The organism is Ruegeria sp. CJ2, assembly GCF_056536745.1.
Genome location: NZ_JBQFQF010000003.1, coordinates 125,037 through 145,413, shown reverse-complemented (window position 1 = coordinate 145,413; position 20,377 = coordinate 125,037). Strand labels below are relative to the sequence as shown.

Sequence of the window (20,377 nt, the reverse complement as noted above, 5' to 3'; positions counted from 1 at the left end):
ACCCAAGTCCTTCAGGATTTTCGATTACAAAGTGGAAGCCGCAGATGAAGCGCGGTTAAGCACATGCTGAAAATGCGTTAACAAAGGGCTCGCCACCACTCACCACACTCGACCAGAACACCAGTTGTGACGGTTATGGCGCATGGATATACAATATGTACCTGCGCCACCAATCAAATGTGGTCACAATGTGTCGAAATTAAGGAGAGGTTACCGAAATGCAACTACCCTCAACCGCCGCCATAGTCACAGGTGGCGCATCCGGGCTTGGCGAGGCGACCGCTCGGTATTTTGCCGAAAACGGAGCGCAGGTCACAATTCTGGATCGTGACGCCGAGCGCGGAAATGAGGTTGCGGCCGAGATCGGCGGGCATTTTGTCGAGACGGATGTGACAGATGAGGCATCGGTCGCCGCTGCGATTGCTTATGGCGTGGACAAGATGGGTCGGATCACCGCTGCGGTGAATTGCGCTGGCATCGCCGTGGGTATCAAAACGGTTGGGAAAGAGGGCCCTCATCCCCTGAGTCCATTTCAGCGCACAATCGACATCAACCTGGTGGGAACTTTCAATGTTTCGCGCCTTGCGGCCGAACAGATGGCCAAGAACGTACCCGAGTCGGATGGCGCACGAGGTGTGATCATCAACACGGCATCGATTGCGGCGTTTGATGGTCAGAAAGGCCAAACCGCCTATGCCGCATCCAAGGGCGGCATTGTGGGTATGACGCTGCCGATGGCCCGTGATTTGGCCTCAACCGGTATCCGCGTGATGGCCATTGCTCCGGGGATTTTCATGACGCCCATGCTTGCTGGCCTACCGGAAGAAGTGCAACAGCAACTGGCGGCGGATGTCCCGAACCCCGCGCGCCTTGGCGACCCGCGCGAATTTGGGCGGTTGGCAGGGTTCATCGTCGAGATGGGCTATCTGAACGGTGAAGTTATCCGGATCGACGGCGCGCTCCGGATGAGGTGACGTTCACGCGCCCTCGGCCTTTTCTTCCAGCATCAGCCATTCTTCCTCGGCCGCTGCCAGCTTCTCCTGCCGCTCGACCAGCGCCTCGGTCGCTTTCTGGAACTTGATCGGCTCACGGGTGAACAGGTCGGGATCGGACATGAGCTCTTCGAGCTTACCGATCTCGGCCTCAAGCCGTTCCATTTCGGCTGGCAGCTTTTCCAGACGGTGCTTCTCGGAAAAAGACAGGCCAGATTTGGGCTGAGCTTCCTGCTTCGCCTTGGGCTTTGGAGGCTTTGTTTTTTCGGCCTTCTTTTCGAAAACGTCGCCGCGCTGCGCAATGTAGTCGGACCACCCGCCCGCGTAGACTGTGGCGCGGCCATTGCCCTCCATCGCGATGGTGGTTGTGGCGACGCGGTCCAGAAAATCACGGTCGTGGCTGACCAGCAGCACCGTCCCGTCATAATCGTCCAGCAGTTCTTGCAGCAGGTCCAGCGTTTCCACGTCCAGATCGTTGGTCGGTTCATCCAGCACCAGCAGATTGGACGTCTTGGCCATCAGCTTGGCCAACAGTAACCGTGCTCTTTCTCCGCCTGACAGGGACTTGACGGCGGCCCTTGCCTGCCGTTCATCGAAAAGGAACTCCTTGAGGTAGCCGACAACATGCTTGGGTTGACCGCCGACCATCACCTGATCGGCCTTCCCGGAAACGCGCATCTCTGGGTCACCGGTCAGACTGTCCCAGAGGGTCATTTCCGGGTCCAACTGCGCGCGGGTCTGATCAAAAACGGCAATCTCGAGGTTGGTTCCCAGCGACACAGAGCCTTCGTCCGGTTGTTCCTGCCCCAGCAGCATTTTCAGCAGGGTCGTCTTTCCCACACCGTTGGGCCCGACAAATGCCACTCTGTCCCCGCGTTGCACCAGAAGATCAAAGTTCCGAACGATCTGCTGCGCCCCAAAAGACTTGGCCAGCCCCTTGGCCTCGATCACTTTTCTGCCAGACTTGGGTCCGGCTTCCAAAGTCATCGCAGCCGAGCCCTGACGTTTGATCTGTGCTGCTTTCTCGGCCCGCAGCGCCTGCAACGCGCGCACCCGGCCCTGATTGCGCTTACGTCGGGCACTGATGCCTTCGACGGCCCATTTTGCCTCGGACTTGATCAGACGGTTCAGCTTGTGACGCTGCTGATCTTCCTCTTCCCAGATTTTGTCGCGCCACGCCTCGAACGCTTCAAAGCCCTGTTCTTGCCGCCGAACGACCCCACGGTCGATCCACAGGGTCGCGCGGGTAAGTGCGCGCAGAAACGCGCGGTCGTGCGAGATCAGGACATAAGCCGCGCGAGTCGCCCCCAACTCTCGTTCCAGCCATGCAATCGCTTCGATATCCAGATGGTTGGTCGGCTCATCCAGCAGCATCAGGTCGGGCGCTTCGGCCATCAGCTTGGCCAGCGCCGCACGACGGCGTTCACCGCCCGAGGCGGTCTCAACCGCGCGCGAAGGGTCAAATTTCAAACCCTCACCCGCGCGTTCGACCTTGTAAAGCTCTCCGGGTTCCAACCCGCTGGAGGCATAATCACCCAGCGTGGCATACCCCTCCATCCCCGGGTCCTGCTCCATATAGCCCACAGATTTACCCGGAGGAATAACGATGTCGCCGTGGTCGGCCTCGACCAGCCCCGCCATGACTTTCATAAGTGTCGATTTGCCGGACCCGTTCCGCCCGACAAGAGCGACACGGTCGCCCGGCTGAACCACCAGATCCAGCCCCGAAAACACCGGGTCGCCCCCAAAGGTCAGGGAAATACCGGCCATCTGCAACAAAGGAATTCTCGCCATATCCGCCAGCTAAACCGGTAGGGCCAAGGCGTCAACGGCGATTACCCGACAACCGCGCGCAACAGCCGCTTTCGGGCCGGGGGGATCGCGCCGATCTCAAGCCCGGTAAAGACGTGGAGCGTATTCATGTGGCGATCAACGACAGCGTGGTCGCTGACCCAGCCGCCCATCATCAGATAGGTACGCAGCAACGGCGGCATCCGCAGCATGGCCTTCTTCGCATCGGGCCGACGCCGCAGCCGCGCGGCAAAACGGAACACATCGGGCGCTTTCACACGTGGCAACCAACGCTTTGGGGCCAGATGGCGATGTTTCAGCATGGCAAACGCGTCCAGATACTCGGACGTTTCCGTCCCGGCGAACGAAGAGCAGCCGAACAGCATTTCCACATTGTTTTCATCTACATAGGCGGTCATTGCCCCCCATGCGACCCGCAGGATGTCAGGATCAGTCCAGTCAGGGTGAATGCAGAATCGCCCCATCTCGACCATACGTCCGGTGAACCCTTCAAGCGCCGAGAGGTCATAGAACTGGGCGGAATAGCTGCGCCCGATCTCGGACCCCTGATCCATCGTCAGCATTCGAAAGCAGCAGACCAGTTGCCCGCCAGCGCGTGTATCCTCGACCAGAATATGTGCGCAGAGCGGATCGAAACCGTCCTGATCCACCTGTTCCGTTTCAAAGGCCAGCGTCCGCAATGCCTGCGCCGCCGCAATATCCTGCGGTGTTTGCGCCAGACGCGCGCGGTACCGGCCCTTGCCAAGCAATAGTGCCATGGTCGCACCTCCGCGGTTGCAGACCCGTTTCATCTTGCCGCGTGACTATCACACTATGTGTGACCATCGTGTGACTGCGACAAGAACTGGCTTCAAATTAATTGGTCGCGCCGGGAATGTTCGCAGGGTTGAAGTTGCCGATGTTGCCAAGAAGCTGACGCAGGAAGCCCCTGCCCTCGATACTGGAATCGGTCACGCGGCGATCCAACTGAACCACAACTCCGTCCTCAAGCCCGTAGCGCTCGATGTTGCGGACGACGCCGCGCTGATCAAAGCTGATCGCGACCAGTTGACGTTCGACGACTTCGGGGCGCTTGGGCCCGTAATGACGGACTTTGGAGCGCACATAGTAATAACCGGAATCCCGCACCACACCGGATGACGTTGGCGCGCCGACGGCCTCGACCACGCTGTCTCGGGTGTCTACGCCGACTTTGATCTCGGCCAGCTCTTCAGGTGTGGGGACATACCCGTGATTCTCGAAAACAGGCGTACACGCACCAGCGACAACCAAACACGCCCCAAATACAAGCGCTTTGGACGCTGGTTTCAACCTGTTCACAACCTTCAACATTCACACCCTCTTGCCTTGGCCCCTTGCGGACCCTATCCGATTACATCAAACCGCAGCCCCGGTTCAACACAGGAAAGGGTCACGAATGAGCAACCAGACGTCTCTGCGGGTCGCAGACCTGCCCCAGAACTCGCCAACCACCTTTGATCTGCGCCCGGATGCCGGGTGGCTGGACGTGATCAAAGAGGATCTGGGTCTGCTCGGATTGCGCAAACTCAGCTTCGTCGGCGAACTGCGCGCGCAGGGCAAGCGAGACTGGTGCTTGACCGGCAAATTGGGGGCCACGGTCATTCAGCCGTGTGTCGTGACATTGGAACCGGTCACAACAAGGATCGACATACCTGTATCGCGCATGTTTCTGGCAGATTGGTCCGACCCGGACGAAGAAGAGTTCGAGATACCCGAAGGCGACGAATCCGAACCTCTGGGGCCAGAGATTGACCCGGCGCAGGTCATGATCGAGGCGCTGTCGCTGGCCCTGCCGCAATACCCGCGCAAGGACGGTGCCGAACTGGAACAGGCCGACTATACGGAACCGGGCAATCAGGCGATGACCGACGAAGACGTCAAACCCTTTGCCGGGCTTGCCAGTTTGCGCGATGCGATGAAAAAAGACGAGTGACACGGGTCAGATTTCCTGTCATAGCAGGCGCTCAGAAAAATCGCTTGAACATGTCGAGAATCGCAGTATTTTCGCGCGCTCATCGGAATTTGGGTTGGACATTGCGGGGCTCGTCCCCTAAACGCGCGTCAAACCACGAGAAAAACAAAGAATGAAACCCGGCCCACAGCGAATCTGTTGGCCCTTAGTAGACAAAGGTTGAGACCATGGCTGTCCAACAGAACAAAGTTTCCAAGTCGCGCCGCAACAACCGCCGCGCACATGACGCTCTGGTTGCTGCAAACCCGAACGAGTGCCCGAACTGTGGTGAGCTGAAGCGCCCGCACCACGTCTGCGCGTCCTGCGGCCACTATGATGACCGTGAAGTCGTCGCTCAGGCCGACGAAATCGACCTGGACGAAGACGCGGCCTAAGCCTTTCTTAGTGCAGGCCAAGGCATGACAGATAAGCCCAAGCACGCCGGACGGATTACCATTTCGGTTGACGCAATGGGCGGAGATTCGGGGCCTGCCACGGTTGTGGCAGGCATTGCGAAATCAGCAAACAAGAACCCCGACATCGCCTTTATCCTGCACGGGCCCGAGGCCACACTGCGCAAACTTGTCGCCAAACGGCGTGTCCTGAACGGGCGCGTCGTTTTTCGTGATTGCCCCGACGTGGTCACGATGGAGGACAAGCCCAGCCAGGTTGTCCGCAACGGCAAGCAGACCTCGATGTGGTCGACGCTGGAATCGGTCCGCCAGGACGAGGCACATGGTGCCGTGTCATGCGGCAATACCGGTGCACTGATGGCGCTGTCGATGATGCGGCTTCGCAAACTGCCGGGCGTGAACCGTCCGGCAATTGCGATTCTGTGGCCTTCGCGCAACCCGCAGGGCTTTAACGTGATGCTGGATGTCGGCGCAGATGTGCGCGCCGACGCCAAAGACCTTCTCCAATACGCGTTGATGGGAGCGTCTTACGCTCGCAACGGTATGGCGCTTGAGCGCCCCCGCATCGGGTTGCTCAACGTCGGAACGGAAGAGCACAAAGGCCGCGCTGAATTGAAAGAAGCGCATTCGATGATCGCGGATTTTGCGGATCAGGCCAGCTTTGACTTTGTGGGTTTTGTCGAAGGCAGTGACATCCCCGGAGATAAGGCGGATGTTGTTGTAACCGATGGGTTTACCGGCAACGTCGCCATCAAAACCGGAGAGGGCACGGCAAGCCTGATCGGTGACCTGCTGCGCGAAGCGTTCAAATACTCTCCGTTATCCCGTCTTGCCTCTGTTCTTGCGATCACTTCGCTGAACCGACTGAAAAAGCGTATCGACCCGCGCCGTGTGAATGGCGGGGTTTTCCTCGGTCTGAACGGGACGGTGGTCAAGTCACATGGCGGCGCTGATGCGACAGGGGTATCAGCGGCGGTAAAACTGGCCTTTACCTTGGCCCAATCAGGCTTCGCTGAAAAATTGGCGGCACGGGTTGCATCCACAGCCGAGCTTGCACAAGATGCCGCGCACGCACCGCCGAAAGCGGGCGAATAACAAAAAAGGCAGTACCTCAGGATGGCAGGCCGTTCAGTTGTAGTTGGTGTCGGACATTATTTGCCAGAGCGCATCGTTCCGAATTCCGAGTTTGAAAAGACGCTCGATACGACGGATGAGTGGATCAGAACCCGCTCGGGTATCGAACGGCGCCATTTTGCCGCAGAAGATGAAACGACGTCGGATATGGCGACCAAGGCCGCCGAAGCTGCGCTGGCAGATGCCGGTCTGACGGCGGACGACATTGATGCCATCGTGCTGGCGACGTCGACGGCGGATCTGACCTTCCCGTCCGCGGCCACCATGGTGCAGTCGCGGCTGGGGATGACCAAAGGGTTTGCTTTTGACGTTCAGGCCGTATGCGCCGGGTTCGTCTATGCCCTGAGCAATGCCAATGCCCTGATTCTGTCGGATCAGGTGAAACGCGTACTGGTCATCGGGGCCGAGACATTTTCGCGCATCATGGATTGGACAGACCGGTCGACCTGTGTGTTGTTCGGCGATGGCGCTGGTGCGCTTGTCCTCGAGCGTCAGGAAGGCAACGGAACCCCGGATGACCGGGGCATTCTGGCCACCGACTTGAACTCGGACGGGCGCTACAAGGACCTGCTGTATGTCGATGGCGGTGTTTCAACGCAAACTACCGGTTTTCTGCGTATGAAGGGGAACCAACTGTTCCGTCAGGCTGTTGAGCGTTTGACGTCAACTGCCGAAAATAGCTTGAAAAAAGTCGGTTTAGGGCACGAGGACGTGGACTGGATCGTGCCGCATCAGGCCAATATCCGTATCATTCAGGGCACCGCCAAGAAGCTGGGTGTACCGATGGATCATGTCGTTGTGACCCTTCAAGACCACGGGAACACGTCGGCCGCATCGATTCCGCTTGCCATGTCTGTGGCCAAGCAGCGCGGCCAGTTCAAGCCGGGCGATTTGCTTGTGACCGAGGCAATCGGGGGTGGATTGGCCTGGGGATCAGTCCTCTTGCGGTGGTAACAGGCGCAAAACGGCTTACACACACGGCTGCAATTCATTGATATTGACAGTGAATTTGCCCTGACCCTATGCTTTACCATCAACAGGGGAATAGGCATGGGCGACAAAACACTGACGCGAATGGATCTGAGCGAGGCCGTCTTTCGAGAAGTCGGTCTTTCACGCAACGAAAGCGCGCAACTGGTTGAAAGCGTTCTAAACCATATGTCCGATGCGCTTGTGCGTGGTGAGCAGGTCAAGATTTCGTCTTTCGGCACGTTCAGTGTGCGCGACAAAACCGCTCGTATCGGTCGCAACCCCAAAACCGGTGAAGAAGTTCCCATTCAGCCGCGCCGCGTGCTGACCTTCCGCCCGTCGCACCTGATGAAGGATCGCGTCGCCGCAGGAAACCGTAAGTAAGATCAGGACAGCAGGGTCATGAGCAAGTCCCCCGACGCATTTCGCACAATCAGTGAAGTTGCGGATTGGCTGGGCGTTCAGGCTCATGTGCTGCGATTCTGGGAAAGCCGTTTCAGCCAGGTGAAGCCGGTGAAGCGTGCGGGCGGGCGTCGCTACTATCGTCCGAATGACATGCGGCTGCTTGGTGGCATCAAGAAACTGCTGCATGAAGATGGCATTACCATCAAAGGCGTTCAGCGCATCCTTCGTGAACAAGGCGTCGCGCATGTCGCTTCGCTGTCACAAGGTTTGGACGAAGCCGCACAGCCTGATCCGGTCGCCGACAGCAGCGTTGTTGTTCCTTTCGCGACCAAGCCAGCCCCTACCCAAGAGCAGATTACGTTGGATCTGGAGGCCGCCAAGCCGCCTGAACCTGCGCAGCCTGAACCGGCTCCGGCCGCTGCAACACCACAAAACGACACCCCTCCGCAATCCGAACCAGAATATCTGGACGAAGCACCGTTGATGGGGGGCATTGCGACTCAGGCATGGAACAGAACAGATTTCGACGACAGTCTGTTGCGCCAAATCGCACCGGTCGCCAAAGAGCTGCGAGCCGTGCTGGATCGAATTGAAAACCGATCGGCGGGATAAGAAAAAAGGCGATGATTTCCTCTTGCCCCCGCCGGGAAAGTCTTTATGAACACCCCAACGTCGGGCTATGGCGCAGCCTGGTAGCGCGTCCGTCTGGGGGACGGAAGGTCGCAGGTTCGAGTCCTGCTAGCCCGACCAAATCACACCGACGTTTATGGCAGACAGGCCAGATCCCGCTCTGGCATCAGGGGGGATCGGAATGACAGGTGTATGCCCAAACCAGCAGATCGAAGGCATGATTGCGCGTGGTGAGATTACCGCCGAGCCAGCGATCATCGACCCGCAGGTACAGCCAGCCAGTCTGGACCTGCGTCTGGGAACAGTGGCTTACCGCGTGCGCGCGTCTTTCCTTGCCGGTGAAGGGCGCTCGGTCGCCGACCGTCTGGCCGAGTTCGAGATGCACCGGATTGATATCAGCGACGGCGCGGTTTTGGAAAAGGGCTGCGTTTATCTGGTTCCGTTGATGGAATCACTAGCCCTGCCCGACAGCGTCACCGCAGTTGCCAATGCCAAAAGCTCAACCGGGCGGTTGGACCTGTTGACCCGCACCATCACCGATGGCGGGACTGAATTTGACCGGGTGCCCGCCGGGTATACTGGACCCTTGTACGCCGAAATCTGCCCCCGCTCCTTCTCGGTCCTTGTGCGGCCGGGAATGCGGTTGAACCAGATTCGATTCCGCGAGGGGCAAGCCGTGTTGAGCGACGCGGAACTGACTGCGCTGCACAACGACTCGCCCCTTGTCGATGGGCCTGCCGTTATTCAGGACGGGTTGGGCTTTTCGGTCGATCTGCAACTGCCAGACACCGATCTGGTCGGCTATCGCGCCAAACCGCATACCGGCGTGATCGACCTCGACCGGATTGGCGAATACGACCCGCAGGAATACTGGGAGGAGGTGCGCACCACCGATGGCCGCATCATCCTTGATCCCGGTGCATTCTACATTCTGGTTAGCCGTGAAGCGGTGCATATCCCGCCCATGTATGCCGCGGAAATGGCACCTTATCTGGCTATGGTCGGTGAATTCCGCGTGCACTATGCGGGTTTCTTCGACCCCGGTTTCGGCCATGCCGCCGCTGGTGGTGCTGGTTCACGCGGTGTTCTGGAAGTGCGCTGCCACGAAGCCCCCTTCGTGTTGGAACACGGGCAGGTCGTCGGGCGGCTGGTTTATGAGAAAATGGCCGAGATGCCCACACAGCTTTATGGCGCGGGTATCGCCTCAAATTATCAGGGCCAAGGCTTGAAACTGTCCAAGCATTTCAAAGCGGTCAGCTAGAATTTCATGAAACGGCGCATCTGACGCGTCATGCGCTGCGCTTGCTTCATATTCTGCTTCTGCCGATTGGCGTTCTTTTGAATGTGACGATCAGCCGATGGGTCACCTTTGGTCCTTGGCTGTTCTCCGGGTTGGCGCCCCATACGACCCGCCATGTCAAAGCCTTTGTCCACGCCCTTACTGACAAGGCGGCGCATCACCTGACGCACAATCATGTCGATCAGTCGATTGGCATTCATTGCTCAACTCCATCTTCTGGGTCCGAACATAAGCGTTTGACGCCGCAAACAAAGGGGCGCGCGATCACTCTTCCTCGAACAGCTCGGTCTGATCTTCGTCTTCGTCATCGTCCTGCCCTTCCCCCAAGGGCATCGCACCCGGTGGTGGGCGATTTTCCAGAAGACCAGCGGCGCGCAATTCCTTGAGACCCGGCAGATCGCGCGCATTCTCAAGGCCAAAGTGATCCAAAAATTGCGGTGTCACGACAAATGTCACCGGTCGCCCGGGTGTCATGCGGCGGCGGCCCAACCTGATCCACTCCATCTCAAGCAACTGATCAATGGTGCCGCGCGACACAGAGACACCGCGGATTTCCTCGATCTCGGCCCTTGTACAGGGTTGGTGATACGCGACAATCGCCAGCGTCTCGATCGCGGCACGGCTGAGCTTTCGTGTCTCGACCGTCTCCTTTTGCATCAGGAAACCCAAATCGGGGGCAGTGCGGATTGCCCAGGCCTCGCCCACACGGACCACTCGGACGCCGCGCCCCTCGTATCTTTTGTGCAGTAATTCAACAGCTTGCGCTGCATCGCTGCCATGGGGCATCCGAGCCTCAAGATCGGCAATCGTCACAGGTTCGGCGCTGGCGAACAGCACAGCCTCGACCATCCGCTCCTGCTCGGCCAGCGGAGGGGCCTCGAACAAGGTGCCGGTGCCTTCGTCTTCAGGGGCGTCAGTCACGTGTTTCGGTCCTCTTACGCAGATGGATCGGAGCAAAAGTCTCGCTTTGCTTGATCTCCATATGTCCTTCTTTCACCAACTCAAGCGAGGCCGCAAACGTGGCAGCCGTGGCCGAGCGTCGGCGCACTGGATCCGCGTCCCAGCCATCGGGCAGGTAGGTTTCCATATCCGTCCAAGTCCCGGCAAAGCCGATCAGGGGGCGCATCCGCTCCAGCGCCTGCTCCATGGTAAAGACGGCGTCGCGGTCCATGACAAAGGGGCGAAACTCATCCCGAGTACGGATGCGCGCATAACCCTGCATCAGATCCAACAGCGTGGCCGAGTAGGTCACGGTGCGGATACGCGTGATATCCTCTCCCTGCCCGCGTTTGAAGAAATCGCGCCCCAGTTGGTCGCGCGCCATAAGGCGGGCAGCGGCGTCGCGCATCGCTTGCAGGCGTTCCAGTTGGAATGCCAGATGCGCGGCCAATTCTTCACCCGACGGTCCTTCGTCATCCGGGTCAGGTGGCAGCAACAGGCGGGATTTCAGAAAGGCGAGCCAGGCGGCCATGACCAGATAGTCCGCCGCCAACTCAATCCGCAGCGCACGCGCCTTTTCGACAAAGGCCAGATATTGCTGCGCCAAGGCCAAAACCGAGATCTTTCGAAGATCAACCTTTTGCGTTCGCGACAGGGTCAGCAAAACATCCAACGGGCCTTCAAACCCGTCGACATCAACGATCAGGGCTTCGGCCGCAAGGCGATCCGCGACCGAGACCGGGTCTTCGCTGAAAAGGTTATCGTTCATACACCTGCCCGCCCATTAGGGCAGATAGTTCAGCCTCAGCCGCAGGGATGTCAAGTTCCGCCGGCTTCTGCCGCATCGCCAGCGCCTTTTCCGCGCGGGATTGTGCCCGGTCGGTCATGTCTCCGGCGGCCTCCAGCACGCGTGCTCGGGCGTCGAACGATCCGTTGCAATGCAGAACGACGTCGCACCCAGCCCTAAGCGCCTGACGCGCGATGTCCTCAGGCGCGCCGCTCAGGGCCTTCATCGAGATGTCATCGGTCATGATCAGCCCGTCAAAGCCAATTCGGTCGCGGATCAACTGGATCATCACGGACGAAATCGTCGCTGGCTGGGGATCAATCCGATCATAGACCAAATGAGCGGTCATACCCATCGGCAGGTCGTTCAAAGCCCGAAACGGGGCAAAGTCGTCACGATCCAGCGCCTCCAACGGCAAATCCACGTGGGGCAGATCATGATGGCTGTCCATGGTTGAAAGCCCATGGCCGGGCATGTGCTTGATCACGGGAAGCACGCCACCATCAAGATGCCCTTTGGCAACGGCGCGCCCAATTCTGGAAACCTGATCCGGGTCGGAACCATAGCACCGGTTTTGCAGGAAAGGATGCGTATCCTCGCGCGCCAGATCGACCATGGGGGCGCAGTTGCTGTCGATCCCAAGCTCAAACAGTTCCTGCGCGATCAGCCGATACCGCAGATACATCGCACGCTCGGCCTGTTCGCCTGACCGTGTGGTGTGATCCAGCGGTGGCATCCATTCACGCGCAATCGGGCTTCGCAGGCGCTGCACGCGGCCGCCTTCCTGATCAATGGTAATGAGGCAGTTGCGGCCCACCGCCTCGCGGAAATCATCGCAGAGGGCACGCACCTGATTTGCCGTGTCGATATTGCGGGCAAACAAAATGAACCCAAACGGGTTCATTTCACGGAACAGGCTTTTTTCTTCTTCCGACAAGCGCAAGCCCTCGGCATCAGAGATCGCAGCGCCAAACGTCAACGGGCAGCAACCGGGATGCAATCCGCGCCTTGCGCCTGCAGTGCCGCACAGAACTGACGCGAGTCGCTCAGGTCATCAAATCCCATCACACGCAGCCGATAGAACGTGCGGCCACCACTTGAGGTTTTCTGGATAACGCGCTGTTTTCCATCCATATACTCACCAAACCGACCGTTCAGGCGATCCCATTCGGCGCGGGCCACATCGGAACTTTCATATGCGCCAAGCTGGGCAAGGCGTGTTCCCTTTGACAAGGCATCGGGGTCCACATCCAGACCAACGGCGGCTTTGACGGCCGCGTTGATTGCGTTCTCGGTCGAGCTGTTCGGTGTAATCCCCGCCGGAGTCGTGCGTGCCGGACGCGTAATCGGGCGCAGGGAACGCCGGACGCCGGGCAATGCCGCCAGTTCCGGGTCAGGTAGCTGTGCCGCCAGATCAGCAGGATCAATCGCAGGCTCTTCTTCCGGCGTGACCAGCGACGCCAGTTGCACGCCCTGCTCGGCCGGGGCATCGGCTGCGGTATTTCCATCCGCCAGTTCTGCAACCAGCGCATCCACCGCGCTCTGGCGCATTTGAGCAGCTTCCTGATCGGAAATCTCTTCCTCAACCAGATGCACGGCTTTGGTGGGCTGCAGCGCTTCGACTGGCGTGTCTTCATCCGCAAGCGATACCGGACGCGGCGCAAGGATCAGTCGATCCGCAGGCGGTGCAGCCGTACCAACGGCGGCAACCGCATTCACAGCCAAACCTTGATGATCCGCGGGCGTTCCACCGGGATTTTCCGGCTGAATCCGCATCGGACCTTCCAGCGCCCTCACAACTGGCACACCGCTCACGTCCCGCATGACAAGCTTGTAACCCCAAACGCCGATGCCAGCGACCAAAGCCAGCGACGCGACTGCGCCCAGCGTGTTTACAATACGTCCCAGCCCCAGTGCACGTGGCGCCACATCATATTCCAGCATGTCATCGGAGTATTCAGACCCATCCTGAGGATGCGGTTGATTCGTGTAATGCATCTGCTCGGGGCGCATATGCCCCGAGTAATCGTAATTCGCCATGTCCGCCTCACTGCCCGTTTCGCGCCAATAAATAAGGCGCGCGGGTCATTTCTTGCCTACCTCGTACCGGCGGTTCGGGCGATATTTGTTACCGCATCTCCTGCGCCGGGGTAACGCCAAGAATACCCAAGCCTGCTGAAATCACAACAGAAACGGACCGGGCCAGTGCGATTTTTGACTGACTTGTGTCAACATCGCCATCCTGAATGAACCGAAGCTGGGTTTCGTCGTTACCCTTGTTCCACAAAGCGTGGAAATCCCCTGCCAATTCATACAGATAGAAGGCAACTCGGTGCGGTTCATTGGTCCGCGCGGCGATTTCGACCAGACGTGGCCATTCGGCCAGTTTCTTGGCAACAGTCAGCTCCGAAGCATGATCAATCTTGCCCAGATCAGCCCCTGCGAGGGTGGCGTCATCGGCATCAATCCCGGCCTCAGCCGCGCGGCGCAGAACGCTCATGACGCGGGCATGGGCGTATTGGACGTAGAACACGGGGTTCTCGCGGCTCTGCTCAAGCACCTTGTCGAAATCGAAATCCAGCGGCGCGTCGTTCTTGCGGGTCAGCATCACGAAACGGGTCACGTCGGGGCCAACCTGATCGACCACATCGCGCAGGGTGACAAAGTTCCCTGCCCGTTTGGACATCTTGAACGGTTCGCCGTTCTTCCACAGCTTCACCAACTGGGTCAGCTTGATATCCAGCGGCACTTTGCCATCGGACAGCGCCGACACAGCCGCCTTCATCCGTTTGACATAGCCGCCATGGTCGGCGCCAAACACGTCGATCAGCGCGTCAAAGCCACGGGTCACCTTGTCATAGTGATAGGCGATATCCGGCGCAAAATAGGTCCACGAGCCGTCCGATTTCTTGACCGGGCGGTCGACGTCATCGCCATGCTCGGTCGATTTGAACAGGGTCTGCTCGCGCGGCTCCCAATCCTCGGGCTTTTTACCCTTTGGCGGCTCCAGCACGCCTTCATAGATCAGGCCCTTGTCGGTCAGCGATTGCAACGCAGCCTCAATCCGACCCGTGCCGTAAAGGGACTTCTCGGAAAAGAACACATCCATCTCAACGCCCAGCGCCTTCAGGTCTGCGCGGATCAGGTCCATCATCGCGTCGGTGGCAAAGTTGCGCAGGTCTTCCAGCCACTCGCTTTCAGGCTTGTCGATCAGGCTGTCACCATATTTCTCTTTCAGCGCTTCACCGATCGGAATCAGGTAGTCGCCGGGATACAGACCTTCGGCAATCTCAGGGCTCAGACCATTGGCCTCGCGATACCGCTCAAAGGCCGAACGCGCCAGCACATCCACCTGCGCGCCACCATCGTTAATGTAATATTCGCGCGTCACATCATGGCCGGAATAGGCCAGCAGGCTTGCCAGCGCATCGCCAAACACCGCACCCCGCGTATGGCCCACATGCAGCGGGCCTGTGGGGTTGGCCGAGACATATTCCACGTTCACCTTCTGCCCCGCCCCCATGGTCGAGCGGCCAAAATCCGTACCCTTTTCTAGTACAGCCGCCAGAACACCCTGCCATACAGACGGAGCCAGCCGCAGGTTCAGAAAGCCCGGCCCGGCAACCTCGGCGCTGGTGATCCGGTCGTCCTCGGCCAACTTCCCCGCCAGCACATCGGCAATGTCGCGCGGCTTCATCTTGGCGGGCTTTGCCAGCACCATCGCCGCATTGGTCGCCATATCGCCATGCGCGGCATCGCGCGGCGGCTCGACCGCCACGTTGTCAAAGCTCAACCCCTCGGGCAGAGCACCTTCGGACTGCATCTGCGCCAGCGCGTCCAATACAAGGGCGCGGATCTCGGAAAACAGGTTCATTTCGGATGTCCTTTTGCTTGTCCGGCGGTTTACCACGCAGCGCGCTAAGGTCAATGCATGCCTAAAGTTTGACCTTGGTTTGGGCGCAATCCCCGCTACAGTCGGCGCGGAAAGCCTAATCGGAGACCCTTCATGCGCCTTGCTCTGCCCCTGAGCCTGCTTCTGTCCACCGCCCTGCCCGCCCTGGCCGAAATGCCCGCACCGCAAGGCCACGTGCTGGTGACACTAGGCGGCGCAGTAAGCGAAACCAACTTGCCTGCGCGGGGCGAAAATGACGGCGGCCTTCTTGGGTTTCTTGAGGTAACCCATGACGGAGCGGCAGGCTTTGACGCCGCCCTGCTGGACAGCCTTCCTCAGGTCGAGATCACCATCCTCTACGGCTCGCCCGAACATCAGCGCGACTATACATTCCGTGGTCCCCTTTTGTCGGACGTCATGGCAATGGCTGGGGCCGAGGGCAACACCGCACGCCCAATGGCGATGGACGGCTATCAGGCGGAAATCCCGTGGGACAGCATTGCGACGTACCAACCCATTCTGGCCACCCATGCCGACGGCGCGCCGATGGGCGTCGGAGGGTACGGCCCCACCATGATCGTATTCCCCCCAACAGAGAACGAAGACATTGCCGACGAACAAGCCGGCCAACAGGTCTGGGCCTTGGCTTACATTGGGGTCGAGTGACCGACAGGTATAGGATTACCAGTCAATCGGGCGTGGTCCTGAATAGCAAACCGGTCCGTCATTCCGGCAATGTAATCTGACACGATCCGCGCCAGAGCGGTCTCATCACCCGCAGCCTCGATATCTGCATGCCATCGTTTGGGCATCTGCTTGGGGTCGTTCATGTAGATCGGGAACAGTTCTTCTACAATCCGGCTGACTTCGGCGCGCACCTCCATCACCGAGGGCGCGCGGTACATTCGGGTAAACAGAAACGCTCGGATTTCCTTCAACTGCGCCCATAGCCCATCCGAGAACTGGACAACCGGGCGACCCAAATCGCGGATTTCTTCCACCGACTGCGCACCGGAATCAGCAATCAGCCGCGCTGAGGTGTCGATGACATCCGAGACCATCACCCCGAACACACGCCGCAGCGCCTCATGCCTGCGCCGATAAGGGTCGAGGGCCGGGTATTTGCGATCCACCTCGGCATAACACGCACCCACGATCGGCAGGAGCTGTATTTCCTGATCGGAAAACAGGTCTGCTCGCAAACCATCCAACAGGTCATGATTGTTATAGGCAATGTCGTCCGACAGCGCGGCCACCTGAGCCTCGGCGCTGGCATGGGTGTGCAGTTCCAGATCAAACACGCCGTTACACTCGGCCAGCGCCCAGGGCAACGCACCCCCGACCGGGCCGTTATGCTTGGCAATCCCTTCCAGCGTTTCCCACGTCAGATTGCAGCCATCAAATTCGGCATAGTGCCGTTCCAGCTTGGTCACGATGCGAATGGCCTGCGCATTGTGATCAAACCCGCCATATGGCTGCATGATGGCGTGCAATGCGTCCTCGCCCGTGTGACCAAAAGGGGTATGCCCCAGATCATGGGCCAAAGCCACGGCTTCGGTAAGTTCGGGATTCAAGCCCAAAGCGCCTGAAATGGTCCTTGCCACCTGCGCCACCTCAATGGAGTGCGTCAAACGCGTGCGATAGCTATCCCCTTCATGCTCAACAAAAACCTGCGTTTTATGTTTAAGCCGTCGAAACGCGCTGGCATGAATGATCCTATCTCGATCCCGCTGAAAGCATGACCGGAAACTGCTCTCTTCTTCCGCCACCAGACGCCCTCGTGCGCGCGCTGGGTCAGATGCAAAACCCGCTCTTTCCAAAGGTCTTGTCCTTGTCGCCTGCCATTGCGTTTTCTATATGGTAGAGTGAAACAGAAATAAACCTTTGGAGTGCGGCATGAACCTGCCCCCGACAGTCACAGAACGCGCCTTCGAGCGCCTGGCCGAAATCGGCGCTGCCGATCAAGGGCAAGCTTTGCGCGTCGCCGTGGAAGGTGGCGGCTGTTCCGGGTTCCAATACGAAATCGCACTGGATGAACCCAAGGACGACGATTTGATCCTCGAGGGCAAAGGTCAAAAGGTCATCGTGGATTCCGTTTCGCTTCCCTTTCTGGAAAACGCGGTCATCGATTTTACGCAGGAATTGATTGGTGCTCGGTTCGTGATCGAAAACCCCAACGCGACGTCCTCATGCGGCTGTGGGACTTCGTTTTCCATGTAACATCAGGTGGGGGCTTTGCCCCCACACCCCCAGGATATTTTCAGCCAGATGAAGCAGGGATCCGCTCTCCGACCCTACCGCCGGAGAGCTTCACCTGGCGCGGTCATCGGCGTCCCCGCCTGTACCGCACGGCATTGATCGCCGATATTGGTTAACGATCCGTTTCTTCATCTGGCCAAAAATATCCCGGAGCGCGAGGCAGAGCCTCGCTTCCCTCGCCCGCCATCTTGCCGCCGGGTTCATTCTGCGCGATAGGTTGCGACAGGCTTCGGAGGATCGCGTATGAAAATCGCCACGTTTAACATCAACGGCATCAAAGCGCGGGCCGAAGCTCTTCCACGGTGGTTGGACGAGGCGCAGCCAGACGTCGTATTGCTGCAGGAGATCAAGTCTGTAGACGAAAATTTCCCGCGCGAGTTGTTCGAGGAGCGCGGCTACAACGTCGAAACCCACGGCCAGAAAAGTTTTAACGGCGTTGCGATCCTATCGAAATTTCCTCTGGAAGATGTGACGCGCGGCTTGCCCGGTGATGAAACCGATGAGCAGGCGCGTTGGATCGAGGCCACGATCATCGGAAAGAAAGCGTTACGTATCTGCGGACTGTATCTGCCGAATGGCAACCCCGCACCGGGGCCAAAATATGATTACAAGCTGGCTTGGATGGACCGCCTCTACCACCGGGCGCAAGAGCTGATTGCCGGCGAAGAGCCCGCGTTGATGGCAGGTGATTACAATATTATTCCGCAAGCTGAAGATGCAACACGCCCCGATGCGTGGCGTGAAGATGCCCTGTTTCGCCCCGAAAGCCGCGAAGCATTTCGAAAAATCCTGAACCTTGGCTTTACCGAGGCTTTCCGTGCAAGAACTCAAGGCCCGGGGCATTATTCATTTTGGGATTACCAGGCGGGCGCGTGGAACCGGAATGACGGAATACGCATTGACCATTTTCTGCTGACACCCCAAGCTGCCGATCTGATGCGAGACTGCCGAATAGACTCGGAAATTCGCGGGCATGAGAAACCCTCTGACCACGTTCCGGTTTGGGTAGAACTCGACCTCTGAGGGGTTAGTCCGTCGGGTCGTAGCTGTAGATCCACTCATATTTGCCGGCCAGTTTGGGGCCTATGGCCTTCAACGCCATTTGCGCGGCCAACCGCATCGGTCCACGCAAGTGAAAGTTTCGCGCGTTGGAACCGGCCGCGGCAACGACTTTGCGCGCCCTTGCACGACGGCCCGTTTGATAGGCAAGCATCGCCTGCGACACGCCGGATTGTTCGTCGAAAGACCGGGCCAGTATCCAGGCGTCCTCTAACGCCAGACACGCCCCCTGTGCCATGAACGGCAGCGTTGGATGCGCGGCATCCCCCAAAAGCGCCAGACGTCCGTTTTGCCAGTTTTCCGCAACCGGGCGCAGGAACAAGGCCCAGAGATGAGTCTCTGTCACCTTTTCCAATATGTCCCTCACGCCACCACCGAAATCCGAAAACCGGGCACGCAAGTCTTCAGGGTCGCCCTGCAGTCGCCATCCTTCCTGCTGCCAGTCTGATCGCTCTTCGATGGCAACGATGTTCGTCAGGGACTGATCCCGCAATGGATAGGTCACCACGTGACGCCCCGGCCCCATCGTCAAAGACGCGCGCGGAGCGTCCTCTCGATGCGACCAGGGGATGGTGGCGCGCCACGCGACCTGACCAGTGAATTGCGGTGTTTCGACCCCGTTCAGGATTGGGCGGAGAATACTGCGCCCTCCATCACTTGCGATGGCACAATCGCTTCGCAGGCGCTCTCCATCATCCAGAACGACCTCGGCGTCGGCGGGGTGCTTTGATACGCTTGAAACCCGAGCGCCCAATCGAATCCGCACGCCAACGCGCAGGGCTTCGCTGTGCAGAATGTCCAATAGATCGGCGCGGTGAAAATAGTAAGTTGGGCCGGATGCCGGACCCGGAAGGTGACTGATCACGCGGCCATTTCGGTAGTCTCTCAGTGTTGTGCCATGCGACACTTGCCCCAAGTCCAAGGTTTTGTTCTCGAGGCCCAGGGCGCACAGAACGGCCACACCATTGGCGCTGATCTGAAGCCCCGCACCGACCTCTGTCAACGCAGGCGCCTGCTCAAGCACGGTGACATTTGCCCCGCGCTGCCGCAGCGCCACCGCGCTGGCCAAGCCACCTATGCCGCCGCCGATCACGACAAAATTCAGACCGTCAATATTCATGCCATACGCTTAACGCAAAAACGCCGGAGCGACAGGCCCCGGCGTCAGAGATTTCTCTATTCCTCAGCGATCAATCGTCGCGGTGGACTTTCTCGCGGCGCTCGTGACGTTCCTGTGCTTCCAGCGTCATGGTCGCAATCGGGCGCGCATCCAGACGTTTCAGCGAAATTGGATCGCCGGTCATCTCGCAATACCCATACTCGCCCTCGTCAATCCGGCGCAGGGCCGAGTCGATCTTGGCGACCAGCTTGCGCTGGCGGTCCCGTGTGCGCAGTTCCAGCGCCCGGTCGGTTTCCTCGCTTGCGCGGTCGGCAACGTCGGGGATGTTACGGGTGTTGTCCTGCAGCCCTTCGATGGTGTCGCGGCTGCCTGCCAAAAGTTCGTTCTTCCAGTCCAGCAGCTTACGGCGAAAATACTCAAGCTGCTTGTCGTTCATAAATGGTTCGTCTTCGGCTGGACGATAATCTTCGGGCAGAAATACTTCCTGCTTCATTTTTGCTCCCTCGGTGTGGCCTGCAACGCCGAGTGCTCTCTCTTCACCAGACATGAGGCATTCCCTTCTGCGGAGCGTTTATCTGACGGCGCGGGGATTGTCACTATGCAAACGACGCGCCCGTGTTGTGCGATAATAAAGCGTCTAAATATGAGACAACTAATAACAAAACCTTGTTTTTCTGTGAAAAATAGCAGGCGA

General features: G+C 58.9%; 23 protein-coding genes and 1 tRNA gene. 12 read left to right on the top strand and 12 right to left on the bottom strand.

Annotation, left to right across the window (positions count from 1 at the left end; genetic code table 11):
* Positions 1 to 218 precede the first annotated feature (218 nt).
* Positions 219 to 974: a 3-hydroxyacyl-CoA dehydrogenase gene (locus ACR0MS_RS05260; protein WP_480570168.1), complete on the top strand. Its 756-nt coding sequence runs from the start codon at positions 219 to 221 to the stop codon at positions 972 to 974.
* Between the two features lie 3 nt (positions 975 to 977).
* On the opposite strand, the gene ACR0MS_RS05255 is transcribed toward ACR0MS_RS05260, so the two are convergent.
* From ACR0MS_RS05255 to ACR0MS_RS05245, 3 genes are all read right to left on the bottom strand, one after another.
* Complete coding sequence (locus tag ACR0MS_RS05255) at positions 978 to 2,786, bottom strand: ABC-F family ATP-binding cassette domain-containing protein (RefSeq protein WP_480570165.1); 1,809 nt, start codon at positions 2,784 to 2,786, stop codon at positions 978 to 980.
* A gap of 41 nt (positions 2,787 to 2,827) precedes the next feature.
* Complete coding sequence (locus tag ACR0MS_RS05250) at positions 2,828 to 3,562, bottom strand: GNAT family N-acetyltransferase (protein ID WP_480570163.1); 735 nt, start codon at positions 3,560 to 3,562, stop codon at positions 2,828 to 2,830.
* 97 nt (positions 3,563 to 3,659) lie between these two features.
* Positions 3,660 to 4,136, bottom strand: a complete 477-nt coding sequence (locus ACR0MS_RS05245) for an outer membrane protein assembly factor BamE (RefSeq protein ID WP_171122288.1) — start codon at positions 4,134 to 4,136, stop codon at positions 3,660 to 3,662.
* Positions 4,137 to 4,221: 85 nt separating this feature from the next.
* Here ACR0MS_RS05245 and ACR0MS_RS05240 point away from each other — a divergent pair, with 85 nt between their 5' ends.
* From ACR0MS_RS05240 to ACR0MS_RS05205, 8 genes are all read left to right on the top strand, one after another.
* A complete protein-coding gene (locus tag ACR0MS_RS05240) occupies positions 4,222 to 4,758 on the top strand; it encodes a YceD family protein (RefSeq protein WP_480570160.1) in 537 nt (178 codons plus the stop codon).
* Positions 4,759 to 4,964: 206 nt separating this feature from the next.
* Entirely contained in the window at positions 4,965 to 5,171 is a 207-nt protein-coding gene (gene rpmF / locus ACR0MS_RS05235; protein WP_008756996.1) for a 50S ribosomal protein L32, read from the top strand.
* A gap of 24 nt (positions 5,172 to 5,195) precedes the next feature.
* On the top strand, positions 5,196 to 6,284 hold the full coding sequence (gene plsX, locus ACR0MS_RS05230) for a phosphate acyltransferase PlsX (RefSeq protein WP_480570157.1): 1,089 nt from the start codon (positions 5,196 to 5,198) through the stop codon (positions 6,282 to 6,284).
* Between the two features lie 21 nt (positions 6,285 to 6,305).
* Positions 6,306 to 7,277 carry a beta-ketoacyl-ACP synthase III gene (locus ACR0MS_RS05225; protein WP_480570154.1) on the top strand — a complete coding sequence of 324 codons (972 nt, stop codon included), beginning with the start codon at positions 6,306 to 6,308 and terminating at the stop codon, positions 7,275 to 7,277.
* Between the two features lie 96 nt (positions 7,278 to 7,373).
* Positions 7,374 to 7,676: an integration host factor subunit alpha gene (gene ihfA / locus ACR0MS_RS05220; RefSeq protein ID WP_008755922.1), complete on the top strand. Its 303-nt coding sequence runs from the start codon at positions 7,374 to 7,376 to the stop codon at positions 7,674 to 7,676.
* An 18-nt stretch (positions 7,677 to 7,694) separates the two neighbouring features.
* Positions 7,695 to 8,309, top strand: coding sequence for a MerR family transcriptional regulator (locus ACR0MS_RS05215; RefSeq protein ID WP_480570151.1), 615 nt, complete (start codon positions 7,695 to 7,697; stop codon positions 8,307 to 8,309).
* 61 nt (positions 8,310 to 8,370) lie between these two features.
* Positions 8,371 to 8,447 (top strand) — tRNA-Pro (locus tag ACR0MS_RS05210).
* Between the two features lie 61 nt (positions 8,448 to 8,508).
* Positions 8,509 to 9,588: a 2'-deoxycytidine 5'-triphosphate deaminase gene (locus ACR0MS_RS05205; protein ID WP_480570148.1), complete on the top strand. Its 1,080-nt coding sequence runs from the start codon at positions 8,509 to 8,511 to the stop codon at positions 9,586 to 9,588.
* Here ACR0MS_RS05205 and ACR0MS_RS05200 read toward each other — a convergent pair.
* The 6 genes from ACR0MS_RS05200 to argS all read right to left on the bottom strand — a co-directional run bounded on the left by ACR0MS_RS05200 (position 9,585) and on the right by argS (position 15,227).
* A complete protein-coding gene (locus tag ACR0MS_RS05200; RefSeq protein ID WP_480570145.1) occupies positions 9,585 to 9,827 on the bottom strand; it encodes a hypothetical protein in 243 nt (80 codons plus the stop codon). The genes ACR0MS_RS05205 and ACR0MS_RS05200 overlap by 4 nt on opposite strands.
* A gap of 64 nt (positions 9,828 to 9,891) precedes the next feature.
* Positions 9,892 to 10,548 carry an SMC-Scp complex subunit ScpB gene (gene scpB, locus ACR0MS_RS05195; RefSeq protein WP_480570142.1) on the bottom strand — a complete coding sequence of 219 codons (657 nt, stop codon included), beginning with the start codon at positions 10,546 to 10,548 and terminating at the stop codon, positions 9,892 to 9,894.
* On the bottom strand, positions 10,541 to 11,335 hold the full coding sequence (locus ACR0MS_RS05190) for a segregation and condensation protein A (protein ID WP_171126585.1): 795 nt from the start codon (positions 11,333 to 11,335) through the stop codon (positions 10,541 to 10,543). The genes scpB and ACR0MS_RS05190 overlap by 8 nt, the downstream gene beginning before the upstream one ends.
* Positions 11,325 to 12,332, bottom strand: coding sequence for a beta-N-acetylhexosaminidase (gene nagZ / locus ACR0MS_RS05185; protein WP_480570139.1), 1,008 nt, complete (start codon positions 12,330 to 12,332; stop codon positions 11,325 to 11,327). The genes ACR0MS_RS05190 and nagZ overlap by 11 nt, the downstream gene beginning before the upstream one ends.
* Positions 12,329 to 13,393, bottom strand: a complete 1,065-nt coding sequence (locus ACR0MS_RS05180; protein ID WP_480570137.1) for an SPOR domain-containing protein — start codon at positions 13,391 to 13,393, stop codon at positions 12,329 to 12,331. The genes nagZ and ACR0MS_RS05180 overlap by 4 nt, the downstream gene beginning before the upstream one ends.
* Positions 13,394 to 13,481: 88 nt before the next feature.
* Complete coding sequence (gene argS, locus ACR0MS_RS05175) at positions 13,482 to 15,227, bottom strand: arginine--tRNA ligase (RefSeq protein WP_480570134.1); 1,746 nt, start codon at positions 15,225 to 15,227, stop codon at positions 13,482 to 13,484.
* 132 nt (positions 15,228 to 15,359) lie between these two features.
* On the opposite strand from argS, the gene ACR0MS_RS05170 reads away from it, so the two are divergent.
* Positions 15,360 to 15,911, top strand: a complete 552-nt coding sequence (locus ACR0MS_RS05170) for a putative pterin-binding protein (RefSeq protein WP_480570131.1) — start codon at positions 15,360 to 15,362, stop codon at positions 15,909 to 15,911.
* On the opposite strand, the gene ACR0MS_RS05165 is transcribed toward ACR0MS_RS05170, so the two are convergent.
* A complete protein-coding gene (locus tag ACR0MS_RS05165; RefSeq protein ID WP_480570128.1) occupies positions 15,893 to 17,065 on the bottom strand; it encodes a deoxyguanosinetriphosphate triphosphohydrolase in 1,173 nt (390 codons plus the stop codon). The two genes, ACR0MS_RS05170 and ACR0MS_RS05165, sit on opposite strands and share 19 nt — an antisense overlap.
* A gap of 76 nt (positions 17,066 to 17,141) precedes the next feature.
* Between ACR0MS_RS05165 and ACR0MS_RS05160 the strand changes: the two genes are divergently transcribed.
* Together ACR0MS_RS05160 and xth are read left to right on the top strand one after the other, a co-directional pair.
* Positions 17,142 to 17,465: a HesB/IscA family protein gene (locus ACR0MS_RS05160; RefSeq protein ID WP_170382834.1), complete on the top strand. Its 324-nt coding sequence runs from the start codon at positions 17,142 to 17,144 to the stop codon at positions 17,463 to 17,465.
* Positions 17,466 to 17,747: 282 nt separating this feature from the next.
* A complete protein-coding gene (gene xth, locus ACR0MS_RS05155) occupies positions 17,748 to 18,527 on the top strand; it encodes an exodeoxyribonuclease III (RefSeq protein WP_480570125.1) in 780 nt (259 codons plus the stop codon).
* Positions 18,528 to 18,531: 4 nt separating this feature from the next.
* Here xth and ACR0MS_RS05150 read toward each other — a convergent pair whose 3' ends face one another.
* Positions 18,532 to 19,683, bottom strand: a complete 1,152-nt coding sequence (locus tag ACR0MS_RS05150; protein WP_480570122.1) for an FAD-dependent monooxygenase — start codon at positions 19,681 to 19,683, stop codon at positions 18,532 to 18,534.
* 70 nt (positions 19,684 to 19,753) lie between these two features.
* The gene (gene dksA / locus ACR0MS_RS05145; protein WP_170382828.1) at positions 19,754 to 20,176 is read right to left on the bottom strand and encodes an RNA polymerase-binding protein DksA; all 423 of its coding nucleotides are present in this window, start codon (positions 20,174 to 20,176) and stop codon (positions 19,754 to 19,756) included.
* Between the last annotated feature and the right edge of the window lie 201 nt (positions 20,177 to 20,377).

Coding starts and splice junctions, on each gene's coding strand:
- xth (WP_480570125.1), top strand. CDS start 17,748: ATGAAAATCGCCACGTTTAACATCAACGGCATCAAAGCGCGGGCCGAA.
- ACR0MS_RS05150 (WP_480570122.1), bottom strand. CDS start 19,683: ATGAATATTGACGGTCTGAATTTTGTCGTGATCGGCGGCGGCATAGGT.
- ACR0MS_RS05180 (WP_480570137.1), bottom strand. CDS start 13,393: ATGGCGAATTACGATTACTCGGGGCATATGCGCCCCGAGCAGATGCAT.
- ACR0MS_RS05200 (WP_480570145.1), bottom strand. CDS start 9,827: ATGAATGCCAATCGACTGATCGACATGATTGTGCGTCAGGTGATGCGC.
- ACR0MS_RS05245 (WP_171122288.1), bottom strand. CDS start 4,136: ATGTTGAAGGTTGTGAACAGGTTGAAACCAGCGTCCAAAGCGCTTGTA.
- rpmF (WP_008756996.1), top strand. CDS start 4,965: ATGGCTGTCCAACAGAACAAAGTTTCCAAGTCGCGCCGCAACAACCGC.
- ACR0MS_RS05190 (WP_171126585.1), bottom strand. CDS start 11,335: ATGAACGATAACCTTTTCAGCGAAGACCCGGTCTCGGTCGCGGATCGC.
- ACR0MS_RS05225 (WP_480570154.1), top strand. CDS start 6,306: ATGGCAGGCCGTTCAGTTGTAGTTGGTGTCGGACATTATTTGCCAGAG.
- ACR0MS_RS05240 (WP_480570160.1), top strand. CDS start 4,222: ATGAGCAACCAGACGTCTCTGCGGGTCGCAGACCTGCCCCAGAACTCG.
- ACR0MS_RS05160 (WP_170382834.1), top strand. CDS start 17,142: ATGAACCTGCCCCCGACAGTCACAGAACGCGCCTTCGAGCGCCTGGCC.
- ACR0MS_RS05215 (WP_480570151.1), top strand. CDS start 7,695: ATGAGCAAGTCCCCCGACGCATTTCGCACAATCAGTGAAGTTGCGGAT.
- dksA (WP_170382828.1), bottom strand. CDS start 20,176: ATGAAGCAGGAAGTATTTCTGCCCGAAGATTATCGTCCAGCCGAAGAC.
- ihfA (WP_008755922.1), top strand. CDS start 7,374: ATGGGCGACAAAACACTGACGCGAATGGATCTGAGCGAGGCCGTCTTT.
- ACR0MS_RS05170 (WP_480570131.1), top strand. CDS start 15,360: ATGCGCCTTGCTCTGCCCCTGAGCCTGCTTCTGTCCACCGCCCTGCCC.
- ACR0MS_RS05205 (WP_480570148.1), top strand. CDS start 8,509: ATGACAGGTGTATGCCCAAACCAGCAGATCGAAGGCATGATTGCGCGT.
- ACR0MS_RS05255 (WP_480570165.1), bottom strand. CDS start 2,786: ATGGCGAGAATTCCTTTGTTGCAGATGGCCGGTATTTCCCTGACCTTT.
- ACR0MS_RS05250 (WP_480570163.1), bottom strand. CDS start 3,562: ATGGCACTATTGCTTGGCAAGGGCCGGTACCGCGCGCGTCTGGCGCAA.
- argS (WP_480570134.1), bottom strand. CDS start 15,227: ATGAACCTGTTTTCCGAGATCCGCGCCCTTGTATTGGACGCGCTGGCG.
- ACR0MS_RS05260 (WP_480570168.1), top strand. CDS start 219: ATGCAACTACCCTCAACCGCCGCCATAGTCACAGGTGGCGCATCCGGG.
- plsX (WP_480570157.1), top strand. CDS start 5,196: ATGACAGATAAGCCCAAGCACGCCGGACGGATTACCATTTCGGTTGAC.